Consider the following 15,430-nt stretch of genomic DNA (forward strand, 5'->3'; position numbering starts at 1 on the left):
ATCGTCGGCTAGGACTGGGGCAGCTTGACGGACTTGCGGGCTCGGGGAGCGGACGGCGGCGGCACGACCGGCCCGATGTCGCCGTCCGGGGCCTCGTCCAGGTCGACGATCACCGGCGCGTGGTCGCTGGGTCCGGTGCCCTTGCGCGCGTGCCGGTCCACCCACGCCGCCTCGACCCGTGCCGCGACCGGGTCCGACGCCAGGACGAGGTCGATGCGCATGCCGAGGTCCTGGTGGAACATGCCGGCGCGGTAGTCCCAGTAGGTGAAGACGCGCTCGTCCGGCCACCGGTCGCGGACGACGTCGTGCAGGCCGGCGGCCTGGAGTGCGGCGAGCGCCTCGCGTTCGGGGGCGGTCACGTGCGTGTGGCCGACGTAGGCGGCCGGGTCGAAGACGTCGGCGTCGGCGGGCGCGATGTTGACGTCACCGCAGACGACGACGGCCTCCGGACCCGCCGCCACGACGTCCCGCAAGGCTGCCAGCCAGGCCAGCTTGTAGTGGTAGTGGTCCGAGTCGGGCGTCCGGCCGTTGGGCACGTACACCGAGTGCACCCGCACCCCACCACACGTGGCAGCGACCGCCCGCGCCTCGGGGTGCGGGAAACCGGGGCCGTCGGGAAGGCCTTTGACGACGTCGTCCAAGCCGACCCGGGAAAGGATCGCCACCCCGTTCCAGCGACCCTCCCCGTGCACCGCCACCTGGTAACCGCGCCCGGCCAGCTCGTCGCCGAGGAGCGCGGTGAAGGCGTCGTCGGCGAGCTTGGTCTCCTGGAGGCAGACGACGTCGGGTTGCCGCTGGTCGAGCCACGGCAAGAACCGAGGCGCCCGCTGCTTGACCGAGTTCACGTTCCAGGTAACGACCCGCACCCGTCCCACCGTAGCCCCGATCCCCCTTGACCTGCACCGCAAGCACCCGCGCCCACCCAACACGTGACCGCACCCACACCGAAGACCCGACCACCCCGACTCACCAGCCGTCCGGGTCTCGGTAAGCTGTCGCCCGAGGGCTGCTAGCTCAATTGGCAGAGCAGGAGACTTTTAATCTTCGGGTTCAGGGTTCGAGTCCCTGGCGGCCCACCAAAAGCGCTGGTCAAAGCGGTGACGGGGAATTGGGCAGGAGCCGAATCCCCACTCACCCCCGAATTGTTCGCCGTCAGTGCTGATCAGCCGTGAGCGCATCCGCTCCGGCGACCGCCCCGTGTACACGTCTTGAGGCATCGCCCCATCGAGCGCAGCGCCTTGGCCCTCCGGTGGTCGTCAGCCCACTTGTCTCCGCCGGCCACCCCGCGTAGAGCGCCAGGCCGTCCAGCGCCCGCATGGCCGGTGTCAGCCCGTCTCGCAACGTCCGCAAGCGGCCAGCGCGCGCTGAACCGACACACCGGCCTATCCGCTCACGCCTTCCCCAACAGCTCGGGCAGATCGTGCAGCGAGTCGATCACCCAATCGGCATCACGACGCACCAACGGATCATCGGCCCACAGGTGCCCCCACGGCCCACGCCGGATCAGCGCAGTACTCAGCCCAGCCGCTTTGGCGGCGACGACATCGTTGTCACGGTGATCACCGACGTAGAGCACATCACCGGCAGCCGCCGCAGGCGTCATGCCCACGACCCGCTCGAAGAACTCTGGCGCAGGCTTGGCCACACCCCATTCACCAGACGTGGCGATCCCGTCCACCGGCAACTCCAACCCCCGCAGCAGCTCGCCCCCCCGAGCAGTCCGGTTCCCGGCCACCCCGACCCACAGCCCAGCCTGCCGCAACCCCGCCAACCCGGTCCGCACATCCGGGTACAGATCCCCGCTCTCGATGCGCTCGCCCACCCCTGACCGCTCCCGCAACTCCCGCTGGTGGGCAACATCGAACCCAGGCCGGAAGTACTGGAACGTCTCGGCGTTGTCCCGACCCGCCGCGGTCACCGCACCCAACACCGTCGAGAAGGTGTGCCGGGACACCCCGATCCAGTCGGCCCACGCCCCCCACTCCCGCGAGTCGTCCAGCAAGGTCTCACCGACGTCGAGCACCACCGCAGACACCATGCCCTACTCCTACGGCATCAGCACTCGCCGCGCGACAACGGCATCGGTCCGGCCCCATTGCCCGCGCGGGGGCTGCTCCGGAGCGACAAGGACTGTGTGGGGCATTCGTGGGCCCCAACAGCCGGGGCTCCACCATGGACCGTAGTTGCGCTATCACCGGTCGGGCCGAACGGATCGATTCTGCCGACAGGTGCGGTGCCCTGCGATATCTTGACCGGACCAAGCGGCTTGTGTGCCACCGCTTATTCGATAGCCTGCCGAACCGATTATCGGCGTCGCCGAGCGCGCCGGTTCGCATTCTCCGACTGGGGACACCGACGGGTGACGTCACTGGAAATCTCGGTGCGCGGGCCGCTAGAGAGGTTCCATGCACCTCGCTGTGGCACTCGCCCTCGCCGCCTCGTTCACCCCCGTGTCGGGGGAGTTGACCAGCTACGACCCACGCGTGCCCACCGGCGCACGGGCCGCGGTGGTGGCCGCGCCTGTCTCCGGTGGCACGGTCGTGTTGCTGCACACCACCGGCCTGTTGCCCGACCGCGACTACGGCGCCCACGCGCACGTCGACCCGTGCGGTCCACTGCCGGCTGATTCCGGGCCTCACTACCAGCACGTGCAGGGCGGGGCCACCGATCCCGCCTTCGCCAACCCGCGCAACGAGATCTGGCTCGACTTCACCACCGACGCGAACGGTCGCGGCAGGGCTTTTGCGCGGGTCGAATGGCAGTTCGGTGAACGGCGGCCCCGTTCGATCGTGCTGCACGAGGAACACACCCACACCGAACCCGGCCACGCGGGCACGGCCGGCGCACGGCTTGGCTGCATCACCGTGCCCTTCTGACGGCGGCCCGGTTCAGGCACGTCGCGGTCGATAGCGCCTGACCATCCGTGCCAGCACGAATCCTCCCACCAAGCAGCCCGCCAGAAAGAACGCACCGCCGACGACCGAGGAGACCCAGTTGAAATCAGCGGTGTAGGCGGCCGGCCGTTCCGGGTCGTCGGCCAGGCGCACGTCGGCGATCCGGCTCGGCGTCGGATCCCCTTTGCGGACCGTCACGGCGTCGTTCAGCGGCACGCCGGCCCGGACGACCGCGCCGTCCTCGCTCTCGAAGTCGCCGATCCACGAACAGCCGTTCTTGCCGCACTGGCGGTCGGTGGGCGTGAGGACGCCGACAGGCCCTTCGGCCACGGCGGCACGGCCTTCCAGCCCGGTCCCGATCAGGCTCCCGCCGACACCGAGGCCGACCAGCACGATGAACACGATCAGGAACCAGCAGACCACCCTGCCGCGCCTGGTCAACGGCGGCAATGCCTTCGACGCCCTCATGGCGCGCAGACTGCCATGCCTGCGCCGACTGGGTGAAGGGTCTCACCGAGGTCCGGGACCGGCGCCGGCTGCCAGGGCGGGTTCCGGCGTTTCTCGCGTGTGGCGACGACCACTGGCCGGGTTGGGTGACAATGGACGGCGATGTCCACCGCGCTGCACGCCACCCAGCCACTGAAGATCGGCCGCTACCCGGTCGATCCCGCCGTCGTGCTCGCACCCATGGCGGGCATCACCAACGTGGCCTTCCGACAGCTGTGCCGCGAGTTCGGCAGCCCCACCTCGCTCTACGTCTGCGAGATGATCACCGCCCGCGCGATCGTCGAACGCGACGCCAAGACCATGCAGATGATCACCTTCGGCGAGGGCGAGCGCCCGCGCTCGATGCAGCTCTACGGCGTGGACCCGAAGTCCATGGCCGAAGCCGCCCGGATCATCGTCGCCGAGGACCGGGCCGATCACATCGACATGAACTTCGGCTGCCCGGTGCCCAAGGTGACCCGCAAGGGCGGCGGCGCGGCGCTGCCGTACAAGCGGCAGCTGTTCCGGCAGATCGTGCGGGCCGCGGTCCGCGCCGGTGAACCCGCCGGGGTGCCGGTGACGGTCAAGTTCCGCATCGGCATCGACGACGACCACCTGACCTACCTGGACGCCGGGCGCATCGCCGAGGACGAAGGGGCGCAAGCGGTTGCCCTGCACGCCCGCACCGCGGCCCAGCGGTACTCCGGCCAGGCCGACTGGTCGGCCATCGCCCGCCTGAAAGAGGCCGTGACCAGCATCCCGGTGCTGGGCAACGGCGACATCTTCAGCGCCCAGGACGCCCTCGACATGGTCGCCAAGACCGGCTGCGACGGCGTCGTCGTCGGCCGCGGCTGCCTGGGCCGCCCGTGGCTGTTCGGCGAGTTGCAGGCGGCGTTCCGGGGCGAGCCGATCCCGCCCGGCCCCCCGCTGGGCCAGGTCGCCGCCATCCTGCGCCGCCACGGCGCGCTGCTCGCCGACTTCCTCGGCGAGGACAAGGGCATCCGCGACCTGCGCAAGCACATGGCCTGGTACTTGAAGGGCTTCCCGGTGGGCGCGGAGTTGCGGCGCAGCCTCGCCATGGTGTCCACCCTCGCCGAGCTGGACGACCTGGTCGGCCGGCTCGACCCGACGCTGGAGTTCCCGGACAACGCCGACGAGCCTCGCGGCCGGCAGGGTTCACCCGGCAAGGTCGTGCTGCCCGAAGGCTGGCTGGACGACCCCGAGGACGCCACGGTGCCGGTAGGCGCCGACGAGATGCACTCGGGTGGCTGACATGGTCGTACGCGCCGTGACGGCGGTGGCGTGTGCCCTCACCCTGGCGGGGTGCGCGTCGACGATCACCGGCACGGCGCGCCCGCTGAGGGTCACCGACGTCGAACGGGCGCTGGTCACCGGATACTTCGCCGACCTGAACGAGGCCGGCGGGCAGGGCACGGCCGAGCAGCGCGAACTGCTCCAGGACACCCAGCACCCGGACTTCCGCGACGACGACTGCGAACTGCCCTCGGGCACCATCAAGGTGCAGCCGACGATGTCCACGCTCAGACTGGACCCACAGTGGGCGCCGCCCGGCGAGGACGAACACCCCCGCGGTGTCGTGCTGGTCGTCGCGGTCACGCTCACGGTGGTGCAGGAGGGCACGGAGATCGGCAGTCAGATCGGGTCGCAGCACGTCGTGCTGCTCAACGGCAAGGCCTACGGCTTCGCACCCTGCGTCAACTGAGGCGCGGCTGAGCTGCTTGGACGCGCTCGGCACACGCTGAGGCGTGTTGATCACCGAACGTCACCGGTTCGGAGCAGTGCACGGTCAACCAGTAGGGGGAAATCCCCCGGTGACGTGTCCCGCCCGCTCAAGCGCCGCCTCGTATGAGACGACACCTTGGCAAGTAAGGAGGTGAGCGTGATGACCGCACTGCGACCGGAAGTCGCCGAGTCCGACCGCGACGGCCGGCCCGGGGTGACCCTGCCCGTGCCCGAGAGCGAGGGCACCGGGCTGGTGCAGCTGCACGAGTCGATCGCCGCGCTGCTCGCCTCCCGCGGCCAGTGGCGGCAGGCCTACCAGCACCTGCGCTCCGCGTTCGACCTGGTCTCCGCCGACCAGGACGACCAGCCGCAGGTTCCCGAGCAGCTCCGGCGCGAGGTCGACCGGCTGCGCCGCGAGCACGCCGAGGCGCGCGAGCAGAGCCTCCGGGACAGCCTCACCGACAGCTACAACCGCAGATACCTGGACGAGCGACTGGTCGACCTGGTCGCCCGGCGCGGCACCGCGGCGGCCGGGCTCGCGATCGCGTTGATCGACCTCGACTGGTTCAAACAGGTGAATGACACGTTTGGCCACCTGTTGGGTGACCGCGTGTTGCAGCGCGTGGTCGAGCTGCTCCAGGAAGAGCTGCCGGAGGGCGGTTTCTGCGCCCGCTACGGCGGCGAGGAGTTCGTCCTCGTGCTGCCCGGCCTCGAGGCGTCGCCGGCGGTGGAGGTCGCCGAGTCGGCGCGGCTGCGTGTCGAGCGTCACGCCTGGGCTTCGCTCGCGCCCGGATTGCGAGTGACCGTCAGCATCGGTCTCGCCTACGAGCCGGCCGCCGCGGAGCCGCCGAGCCGTCCGGTGGTCGCGCCGGAGCAGCAACTCCTCCGCGCCGACAGCCTGCTCTACACGGCCAAGCAGTCAGGACGCAACGCCGTCGCCTATCGGGAGAACGGCCGCGTCCGTCTGGCGGGTGCCGCTTCCGGGCGACGCGGAATCGCCGAATCTCGGGTAGTCGGTTACTGACACCTCATCGTCACTCACCCTTTCGGGCGTAGCCTGCTGCGCGCAACCGAGTACCTCGGACCCCTGTATCACCGGGAGTGGTCGTCAGGACTGGCGGTCATCCGTAGTATCGCCAAGGCAAGTGACACGCCGTTGGTGCAACCAATGTGTCCTTGCTGTCGTCAACTCGTGATGACGACCCACTAGTGACCGAAGCTGAAGGGAGACCGGGTGCCCGACGAACCCCGCCGTGGCGGCCCCGGACCCGACGGTGACCACGCCTCCCAGGAAGACCCGCCGCCCGGCCGGCGGCGCAGGTCCCTGGACGCCGGCGGGTTGAGCGTGTCCGACCTGCTGGAGCAGCACAGCCGCAAGGACATCCCACGTCCGGTTCCTCCCGGCCCGTCGGACACCGGCAGGCGTGCCGCACCCGAGCCGCCGCAGAGGCCGGCTCCGCCACCGAACTACGCGCCACCCGCACCCGACGAGGACACCGCCGCCCGGCCGAGGCCCGCGAGCGGCGCACCGCCCGCGGGCCGCCGTCCCGCCGCGCCACCGCCGTCGAACGACTTCTTCGCCGCGACGGGCGAGGGCGGCGGCACCCGGACGCCCCGGTCGCGCCCGGAGGACACCCGACGTCGGACCGACGAGCCCGGCAGAGCACGCCCCGGTGACGCCCGCCGCCCCGAGGACGGTGGACGACGCCTCGCCGAAGGCGGCCCGCGCCCCGCGAGCGGTGCGCCGAACGGCTACGCGGGCCGACCGGACGACGTGGACCCCCGACGCCCCGCGCCCGCCTCGCGCCCGGCGCCCGGTGACGTGCCGGGCGAGCCGAGCAGGCGGATCCCCGCCACGGGACGGCCCCGCCCCGATGGCGGCCCCCAGGACCAGACCGCGGCGCCGCGGCGGTTCGCGGACGGCACCGGCCGGCGCCCCGACCTCCCCGGCACCGCGCCGGGTCGACGGATCGAGGACGGCGGCGGACGGCGTCCCGAGGACCCCGCCCCCGACACACCCGGTCGTTCGCCGGACGGCAGTGGTCCGCGTCGACGTCCCGATAGCCTGGCACCGGACACACCCGGTCGCCGGGTGGACGGCCCGCGACCGGGCGAGAACACCGGCAGGCGGCTGCACCCCGGCGCTCCGCCGGCTGACGGCCCTCGCCGACCCGCGAACGGCAGCGGCCCGCACGACGTGACCGGCGGCCCCCACACCGGCGGCGCTCACCCCGGCGCCTCCCAGACCGGCAGCGCACAGACCGGCGGCCCTCGGACCGGTCGACGCCCGCGGCCCGACGACCTCGCCGCCGATCCGCGCCGTCCGGCCGACGGGCCGAGGCCCGGTGTGCCGGTCGAAGATCCCGCAGGGCGTCGTCTGCCCGATGGCAGCGGCCCCCGCCGACTCGCCGAGAACGGCGCGCCGATCGCGGACGACGGCCGACCCCACGGCAGCGGTCCTCGCCGACTCGCCGAAGGCGGCGCACCGGCCGACGAAGCCGGCCGCCCCCAAGGCAGCGGCCCCCGTCGTCTTGCCGAAGGCCCTTCCGGTCTGCCGGACGACCCCGCGGCCCGCCCGCGTCGCCTCGCCGAAGGCCCTCCCGGCGCACCGGCCGACGAACCCGGCCGCCCACGCCGTCTCGCCGAAGGCGCTCCGGCTGAACCCGTCGACAGCACCGGTCGGCGTCCCGACGGCAGCGGTCCGCGTCCGGCCGGTGACGTGGCCGGCCGGAGGTTCGCCGCGGACAGCGCCGCCGCGCTCGACCAGGCGCCTCCCGCCGCGGCGGAACGACTCGGCAGCGAACGCCCGGAGCCGCGCGAGTCCATCGACCCGTCCAGCCTCACCACCGAGATGGAGGCCATCAGCGACGACGTCAAGAAGCGTCGCGAGGTCGACCACACGCTGGCCCGCTTCTCCGCCGTGCACGACGAACTGGCCGAGCAGGAGCGCATCCGCAAGGAGCGCCGGCAGAAGCTCATGCCGTGGAAGGCACAGGAGGAGGACGAGGACGCCACCGAGTACGCCTCACCGGTCGACGTCCCCGACGAGGACGGCCCCCGTCGCCGCGGTCGCACGGCGAAGCACAGCAAGATCGTCCGCTCGGTCAAGGCCGTCGCGCTGACCGCCGCCGTCCTGGTGTTCGTGTCCACCGGCCTCGGCTGGGCCGCGATGCTCTACATCGACAGCAAGTTCATCGAGATCGACGCGCTGAACTCCAACTCAGCCGCCGTGCACCAGGCGGAGAAGCAGCTCGGCGACGAGAACTTCCTCATCATCGGCTCGGACACCCGCGCGGGCGCCAAACCGGAGGACGGCGTCGGCGACCCGAACGCCGAGGACACCCAAGGCGCGCGCTCGGACGTGCTGATGCTCGCCCACATCCCGGCCGACCGTAAGCGCATGGTCGTCGTCTCCGTGCCGCGAGACCTGCTGATCACCCGCCCGCAGTGCGAGGCGTGGGACCCGAACACCGGTCAGTACACCGGCACCCAGGTCGAGAAGGCCGAGAACGTGAAGGCCAACGAGCCGTACGCGGTGGGCGGGCCGAAGTGCGTCAGCAAGTTCATGACCGAGCTGACCGGGTTGGACATCAACCACTTCATCAGCGTGGACTTCAACGGCTTCAAGGGCATGGTCGACGCCATCGGCACCGTCGAGGTCTGCGTGCAGAAGCCGATGGACGACGAAGAGCTCGGCGTCATCTTCGACAAGCCGGGCAAGTACGAGATCAACGGCAGCAAGGCGCTCGACTACGTGCGCGCCCGCAAGATCGAAGGCGAGACGAAGACCGACTTCGACCGCGTGGCGCGGCAGCAGCAGTTCCTGTCCGCCTTGCTGCGCAAGGCCCTGTCGTCGGAGATCCTGCTGAACCCGAGCAAGCTCAACGGGTTCCTCAACGCGTTCGCCGCCTCCACCGTCGGCCAGAACATCGGCGTGAACGACATGCTCACGCTGGCGCAGTCGTTGCAGAGCCTGGAAGCGGGCCGGGTCAGCTTCATCACCGTCCCGCACGTGACCGACGAAGGCGAGACGCCGGACCACGACGACAACCTGGAGCTGTTGAAGGAAACCGAGACCAAGGCGTTGTTCCAGGCGATCATCGACGGCACGCCGTTGCCGGAGGAAGCCCCGGACACCACCACGCCGGAGCCCGGCAAGGCGGCCCAGCCGGCGCCTCCGCCCGGCCCGAAGCAGGGCAAGGTCGTCGACGCCAAGGGCCTGAAGGTCCAGGTGCGCAACGGTGATCCGGACAACGGCGGCGCGGCGCGCGAGACCAGCACGGCACTGCGGCAGCTCGGCTACGACGTGGTCATCAGCGACAACGCGCCGCCCACCGACAAGACCGTCATCAAGTACGGGATCGGCGGTGAGGACACCGCGGCGACGCTGCAGTCCTCGGTGCCGGGTGCGACGCTGGTCTTCGACGCGGGCATGGGCGGCGCGGTGCTGCTGCTGATCGGTCCGCGCTGGGACGAGGAGATCCGGGCGCCGCAATCCGTTGGCGCCGCGCCGAACAAGCCCGCGACGCCGAAGGACCTGTCCGTCGTGAACGCCGCGAAGGATCCCTGTGCCTGAACCGACTGGACGTCTTGGGTTCACCACCGGTTCACCGGGGTGGGTCGCTACCGCGATGACCTCACCGTAGGCTGACGCCCATGCGTGAGGCCTACCACGACCAGCTCGGACACCTCGCAGACCAACTCGCCGTGATGTGCGGGATGGCCGGCGACGCGATGGAGCGCGCGACCACATCGCTGCTCGGGGCGGACCTAGCCCTCGCCGAGCAGGTGATCGGCGACGACACCAAGATCGACGACGTGCGCGCCGACATCGAGGAGCAGGCGTACGCGCTGCTCGCGTTGCAGGCGCCCGTCGCCACCGACCTGCGCATCGTGCTCGCGGTGATCCACGCCGCGGAGAGCGTGGAGCGGATGGGCGACCTGGCGCTGCACGTGGCGAAGGCCGCGCGGCGCAGGCACCCGAACCCCGTGCTGCCGGACACGGTGCGGCCGTACTTCGCCGAGATGGGCCGCATCGCGGTCGAGCTGGCGCGTGAGGCGACCGACATCATCCGCACCCAGGACGTGGCGCGGGCGCGGTCGCTGGAGGACGCCGACGACGCGATGGACGACCTGCACCGGCACCTGTTCACGGTGATCATGGACAAGGAGTGGGCGCACGGCGTGCCGGCCGCGGTCGACACCACGCTGCTCGGCCGGTTCTACGAGCGGTTCGCCGACCACGCGGTGTCGGTGGCCAAGCGCACGGTCTTCGTCGTCACCGGCCGGATGCCCGGCTACCACGGCACCAGCACCGAGTCGCCCTGAGCTCCGTCAGGTGAGCAGGCCGTTCAGCTCCTGGGAGAGCTGGGCGGCGATGCGCGCGTTGTCGGCGGGGGCGTGGGTGAGCCACTTCCGGCCGTCCGACCCCTGCCGGGTCTGCGACATGTAGCGGCCCTGGTCGTTGTCGAACCACGCGACCTGCGGTGCCCGCTGCTCCCGACCGTGCCTGCCGCGCACCGTGACGCCGAACTGCCCGGCCCGAAGGCGAGGGCGTTCGAACACCGATTCCAGCGCGCGGACCTGCGTGGACGCGGTGGAGCGCGGCGCCATGGCCTGGGTGAACCTGGCCTGGCCGAAATCGTCGTCACGGCGCGGCGGTGACGGCGGTGCGGACGTGGGCATCGGCACCGTGATCGACTGGCCGGGGCCGGGACGCGAGGGCGGCACGAGGTCCACGACCGCGCGCAGCACCGCTGCCGAGCGCATCAGGTCGACCTTGATCTGCCGGTCGTCCATCACCGCGAGGGCCGCGTTCTCACCGGCAGCGCCGGCGCGTGCGAGGAGCTGGCGTTCGACGTTGCGGGCGTCGAGCGACGCGACCGCGTTGAGGGAGAAGTCGAAGCGCACCAACAAGGTGAGCGCTTCCTCCACCTCGGGCGCGGCCCGGCCACCACGCGCCAGGCCGCGCGACTCCAGGTCGCGGTAGACGGCGTTGCGGATGCCGCGCCGTTCGTCGATCGTGTGCCCGACGTAGGGGAATTCGAACGGGTAGGGCCGGCTGCCGAGCTTCAGGTCTTCCCAGAGCATGTCGGCGGCAGCGAACGACAGGGCGAACGAGAACACGCTCACCCGCCGATGACGGGCGGGGCGACCATGGTGCCGTCGCCGAAGACGTCCTCGGTCTCCACCAGGTAGGACGCGGCCTTGTGCTCCTTGTCCTCGTCACCCTGGCCACGACCGCCGCCCGCGGCGCCCATGCCCGCGGCACCCATGCCCGCCGCGCCACCGCGACCGGCCGCACCGGCGCCACCAGGGCCACCGCTGCCGCCGGGCCCGAAACCACCGGCGCTGGAGCGGTGGGAGTCACCGAGCGCGCCGGCGCTGCCGCCGGGCCCGAACCCGCCGCCCATGCCACCCCGACCAGCAGCCGCCATGCCGCCAGGTCCGCCGCCGGGGCCACCACCGAGGCCACCACCGGGACCGCCGCCCGGGCCGCGTCCGGTGCCGGGGCCGCCAGGGCCACCGGGGAAGCGTCCGGCGCCGGGGCCGTTCGGTCCGGTGGGACGTCCGGTGGGCGGCACGTTCGGCCGTCCGTTGGGACCGGGCAGGTACGGGCCGGTGCCAGGCGGGTAGGGACCCGGACCCGTGCCGGGCGGGATGTTGTGGCCGCCACCGATACCGGGCGGGTACGTCGTGCCGCCGCCACCAGGGCCGGGGCCGTTCCAGCCGGACTGGTTCGTGTTGCCGCCGGGGCGGATCACGCCGAAGTCGCCCATGCCGGTGCCGGTGCCGGTTCCTGTGCCGGTTCCTGTGCCCGTGCCCGTACCGGTCCCGACGCCGCTCGGCGTGGTCGGCCGGCCACCGATCTCGCCCGTGCCGGGCCGGCCCGGTTCGCCGGTGCCGCCGCCCTCCATCGGCGGGGGCGGGGAGAAGGCGGGCATGGTCGAGCCCGACTCCTGGAAGCTCGTGGACATGGTCGTCATGACCTCGGCCGCCCGCTCGTGGGCCTGCTGCTTCTCCTCGAACTTCTGCTCGATCTGGTCGATCGTCTCGGCCCACTTGAAGGGGTTGGGCTCGGAGAAGAACATCTTGTAGGCGTCGGCGGTGCTGAACTCGACCGGTTCGGGCATCGCGTTCTTGGCCTGCTCGGCGGCCGTGCTCTGGGTGTAGAGCTTGTTGCCGGTGAGCTGCGCGCCCTGTGCCGCGTTGCCGGACCAGGTGGCGACGTTGGTGAAGTACCCCTGCGCCGACTCGGCCGCGGCACCCTGCCAGGCGCCCTTGCTGGCGCTGGTGGCGCTGGTGAGGTCGGATTGCAGCTGGGCCAGCGTGTTGCCGACCTTGGTCCAGGCCTCGCCCTGCTCGTTCGCGGTGCTCGGCGCCATGTTCTCGGTGACCATGGACTTCAGGGCCTTGTGGTCGTAGCCCATGTAGTGCGAACCGGGGGGCGACAGCGGCGGCCGGTAGGCCTCCACCGCCTGCTCGAGCTGCCGCTCCTGCTCGGCCTGGTACTGCGCGGACTGCGCTTTGTAGCGGACGTAGTCGGCGATCGTCTCGAACGCGCCGAACAAGCCCGGGTTGTCGCGCTGCCCCTGCTCGAACTCGGCACGCAGAGCGGCTTCGTTCTCACCGGCGTAGGTAACCTGGGTCGCCTGGCTGTTGTCCTGCGGCGGCTGCGTGTTCGGCGGCGTCACGACGTTCTCCCCCCTGGGTTACTTCGGCAGCTTCGGTTCGATGGCGGTGGCGACCTTCGTCGCCGCGTCACAGGCTTCGTCCAACGAGGCGTTCGCGGACCCGATGACGTCGACCCTCGAACTCGGCGTGATCTCGATGGTGACCGCGCATGAGCTGGACGAGGCCGGCGCGGTAACGCGTTTCGCCTTGTGACCGCCCAGCGGTAGGTCGGAGATCTGCGAGTTCGGCCCCGGCACGTAGTCGGCGATGCCGAGTTCCGGGAACGCCTTGATGCGAACCACGAGCTTCCCGCCGTAGCGCGCCACGCACTCCTTGACGCCGTCTTCCTTGATCTCAGTGAGTCCGAGCACTGGCGCAACCCCTTCGAGCTGCCCGCAAGCGTCGAAGTCAGCAAGGGTGTCACCGGCGGGTGCAGACGTGGTCGTGCGTTCCGTGCCGTTGACGGCGGAGGTCGTAGTCACGGTCGTTGCCGCCGTAGGTGTGCCCGGGGTGTCCGAGCACCCGATCAGCACCGCGCCGAGCACAGCGACCGGAAGGACGGATCGGACCACCAGGTTCCTGGTCAACAACATCCCCATCTCAGTAGCGCCGGTAGCCGTTGGCGGCGGAGTCATCGACTTCACGATAGTTCTCGATCGCCTTCTGGAGAGCCAGCCGCGCTTCTTCCAGCGCCGCCTTCAGCTGTTCGACCGCCGGGATGATGCCGGTGGTACCCGCTCCACCCAGTGCACCATCCATGTTGTAGCGGCTGATCGCCTGGGCATCGGGGCTGGTGCCCAGTTTGGTCTCCTGCCGCAGCACTGCGACCTTGGAGTCAAGTTCCAGAAGGTCGAGCTGGGCCTTCTCGATGGCCTTGATGTACGCCTTGGCACCGTCTTCGCTGATCGCGAACGAGCCCGACTCTGCGGCCTGCTTGAGACCGACCATGTTGGCCGTCATCGCCTGCATGGACTGTGCGCTCCACGCACCTTCCACCGCCACGGTTACCCCCTGCGAGTCTGCCGATCCCAGCCGTCACGGTACCTCCGAAAGGAGGACCATGTCTTGATTTCGACGCTAGGGGCGAGCGCACGGTTCCGCTGTCACCCGAACGCGCGAGAGCCCTCCCGCCGCAGGTAGAAGGGCTCGCGACAAGACCACTGAGCACCCTGGGCAGCGCTACTCACCAGGCGGTGGCGTCGGCGAAGTACCTTCGAGCCGACTCTGCCGCCACTCCACTCGCTTGCCGGCGACCGGGCCACCAGCAAGGGGGGCGGCAGCTCTCTGTGGTCACCGACAAAGGCAATGCGAGCTGGCAGGCACGAGCGGCAGAGGTGACTCTCCACCGACTGCTCAAGCTGCCCCTGCGCGAGCTCCGGCACGCAACGCGTCCTCGTTCTCATCGGCATAGGTCGACTGCGGTCGACATGGTCGCCGAGTACTCGGCGAGGCACTCGCGATCACCTGTCGCCTCGATCTCCGTGAGGTTCAGCTGCGACGCCACGGACTCCAGGACCGCGCACGGGCCGAAGTCTGCGAGCGTGTCACCGCCGGTGGACTGCTTCGCCTGGTGGTGGTCTTCGAGGCCTGCTCGGTCGTCGTCGACACGGTGGCCCCTGGCGTGGCCGTTCCCGCCGTGTGCAACCGGTGACGACGGCGCACAGCACCGTCAGCGCCAAGACGACGCGGGTAGGCGATCCCTTGATCAACTGTCGCCACCCTCAGTGGCGTTGGCGGGTGCTTGCGGTCGGACTGTCGACGTCGCGATAGTTCCCGATCGCTTCCCGCGAACCCTGAACGCGCAAGAGCCCTCCCACCAGCAGTGGGAGGGCTCTGACGGGTCGAGCCGAGGATCAGCCGAAACGGCCGGAGATGTAGTCCTCCGTGGCCTTCTGGTTCGGGTTCGAGAAGATCTTCTCGGTGTCGTCCACCTCGATCAGCCGACCCGGCTGACCGACGCCCAGCAGGTTGAAGAACGCCGTCTGGTCGCTGACCCGCGCGGCCTGCTGCATGTTGTGGGTCACGATGACGATCGTGTACTCCTTCTTCAACTCCGTGATCAGGTCCTCGATCGCCAGGGTCGAGATGGGGTCCAACGCCGAGCACGGCTCGTCCATCAGCAGCACGTCCGGCTGCACGGCGATCGCCCGCGCGATGCACAACCGCTGCTGCTGACCACCCGACAACCCGCCACCGGGCCGGTCGAGGCGGTCCTTCACCTCGTTCCACAGGTTCGCCCCGCGCAACGACTGCTCGGCCACCTCGTCGAGCTTCTTCTTGTTCCGCTCACCCGCCAGCTTCAGCCCCGCCACCACGTTGTCCCGGATGGACATCGTCGGGAACGGGTTGGGGCGCTGGAACACCATGCCGATGGTCCGCCGCACCTGCACCGGGTCCACGGGGGACGCGTAGATGTCCTCCCCGTCCAGCAGCACGGTGCCCTCCACCCGCGCCCCGGGCGCCACCTCGTGCATGCGGTTCAGCGACCGCAGCACGGTGGACTTCCCGCAACCGGACGGGCCGATGAACGCCGTCACGTTCTTCGGCGGCACGGCGAGCGAGACCTCCTGCACGGCGTGGAACTTGCCGTAGTAGAGGTTCAGGTCTTTCACGTCGATGCGCTTGGCCATGAC

14 protein-coding genes and 1 tRNA gene are annotated in these 15,430 nt (G+C 70.6%); 7 read left to right on the plus strand and 8 right to left on the minus strand.

Translation table 11 applies throughout. The annotated features are described in order from the left end of the window. Nucleotides 1-8: 8 nt before the first annotated feature. Nucleotides 9-875 carry an exodeoxyribonuclease III gene (locus ACRAKI_RS34790; RefSeq protein ID WP_447004695.1) on the minus strand — a complete coding sequence of 289 codons (867 nt, stop codon included), beginning with the start codon at nucleotides 873-875 and terminating at the stop codon, nucleotides 9-11. Nucleotides 876-1,003: 128 nt separating this feature from the next. Here ACRAKI_RS34790 and ACRAKI_RS34795 point away from each other — a divergent pair. After that, nucleotides 1,004-1,079, plus strand: a tRNA-Lys gene (locus tag ACRAKI_RS34795). Nucleotides 1,080-1,390: 311 nt separating this feature from the next. Here the strand turns inward: ACRAKI_RS34795 and ACRAKI_RS34800 are convergent. Further along, on the minus strand, nucleotides 1,391-2,038 hold the full coding sequence (locus ACRAKI_RS34800) for an HAD family hydrolase (protein WP_447004696.1): 648 nt from the start codon (nucleotides 2,036-2,038) through the stop codon (nucleotides 1,391-1,393). A gap of 367 nt (nucleotides 2,039-2,405) precedes the next feature. Between ACRAKI_RS34800 and ACRAKI_RS34805 the strand changes: the two genes are divergently transcribed. Next, on the plus strand, nucleotides 2,406-2,876 hold the full coding sequence (locus ACRAKI_RS34805) for a superoxide dismutase (RefSeq protein ID WP_447004697.1): 471 nt from the start codon (nucleotides 2,406-2,408) through the stop codon (nucleotides 2,874-2,876). A gap of 12 nt (nucleotides 2,877-2,888) precedes the next feature. Here ACRAKI_RS34805 and ACRAKI_RS34810 read toward each other — a convergent pair whose 3' ends face one another. Further along, a complete protein-coding gene (locus ACRAKI_RS34810) occupies nucleotides 2,889-3,362 on the minus strand; it encodes a hypothetical protein (protein ID WP_447004698.1) in 474 nt (157 codons plus the stop codon). Between the two features lie 141 nt (nucleotides 3,363-3,503). Here ACRAKI_RS34810 and dusB point away from each other — a divergent pair, with 141 nt between their 5' ends. From dusB to phoU, 5 genes are all read left to right on the plus strand, one after another. Next, nucleotides 3,504-4,652 (plus strand): tRNA dihydrouridine synthase DusB, encoded by a 1,149-nt coding sequence (gene dusB, locus ACRAKI_RS34815; protein ID WP_447004699.1) that lies wholly within the window; start codon nucleotides 3,504-3,506, stop codon nucleotides 4,650-4,652. A gap of 1 nt (nucleotide 4,653) precedes the next feature. Continuing rightward, nucleotides 4,654-5,103, plus strand: coding sequence for a hypothetical protein (locus ACRAKI_RS34820; RefSeq protein ID WP_447004700.1), 450 nt, complete (start codon nucleotides 4,654-4,656; stop codon nucleotides 5,101-5,103). A gap of 180 nt (nucleotides 5,104-5,283) precedes the next feature. Then, nucleotides 5,284-6,147: a GGDEF domain-containing protein gene (locus ACRAKI_RS34825; RefSeq protein ID WP_447004701.1), complete on the plus strand. Its 864-nt coding sequence runs from the start codon at nucleotides 5,284-5,286 to the stop codon at nucleotides 6,145-6,147. A gap of 210 nt (nucleotides 6,148-6,357) precedes the next feature. Further along, nucleotides 6,358-9,699 (plus strand): LCP family glycopolymer transferase, encoded by a 3,342-nt coding sequence (locus tag ACRAKI_RS34830; RefSeq protein WP_447004702.1) that lies wholly within the window; start codon nucleotides 6,358-6,360, stop codon nucleotides 9,697-9,699. A gap of 80 nt (nucleotides 9,700-9,779) precedes the next feature. Next, entirely contained in the window at nucleotides 9,780-10,451 is a 672-nt protein-coding gene (gene phoU, locus ACRAKI_RS34835) for a phosphate signaling complex protein PhoU (RefSeq protein WP_447004703.1), read from the plus strand. Nucleotides 10,452-10,457: 6 nt separating this feature from the next. Here phoU and ACRAKI_RS34840 read toward each other — a convergent pair whose 3' ends face one another. From ACRAKI_RS34840 to pstB, 5 genes are all read right to left on the minus strand, one after another. Further along, nucleotides 10,458-11,255, minus strand: a complete 798-nt coding sequence (locus ACRAKI_RS34840) for an ESX secretion-associated protein EspG (protein ID WP_447004704.1) — start codon at nucleotides 11,253-11,255, stop codon at nucleotides 10,458-10,460. Beyond that, a complete protein-coding gene (locus ACRAKI_RS34845) occupies nucleotides 11,252-12,817 on the minus strand; it encodes a hypothetical protein (protein ID WP_447004705.1) in 1,566 nt (521 codons plus the stop codon). Before ACRAKI_RS34845 ends, ACRAKI_RS34840 begins: the two co-directional genes overlap by 4 nt. Before the next feature lie 18 nt (nucleotides 12,818-12,835). After that, nucleotides 12,836-13,168 (minus strand): hypothetical protein, encoded by a 333-nt coding sequence (locus ACRAKI_RS34850; protein WP_447004706.1) that lies wholly within the window; start codon nucleotides 13,166-13,168, stop codon nucleotides 12,836-12,838. A 229-nt stretch (nucleotides 13,169-13,397) separates the two neighbouring features. Further along, nucleotides 13,398-13,799, minus strand: a complete 402-nt coding sequence (locus tag ACRAKI_RS34855) for a hypothetical protein (RefSeq protein ID WP_447004707.1) — start codon at nucleotides 13,797-13,799, stop codon at nucleotides 13,398-13,400. A gap of 851 nt (nucleotides 13,800-14,650) precedes the next feature. Continuing rightward, nucleotides 14,651-15,427, minus strand: coding sequence for a phosphate ABC transporter ATP-binding protein PstB (gene pstB / locus ACRAKI_RS34860; RefSeq protein WP_447004708.1), 777 nt, complete (start codon nucleotides 15,425-15,427; stop codon nucleotides 14,651-14,653). Nucleotides 15,428-15,430 lie beyond the last annotated feature (3 nt).

The sequence above is a fragment of the Saccharothrix isguenensis genome (assembly GCF_052936305.1).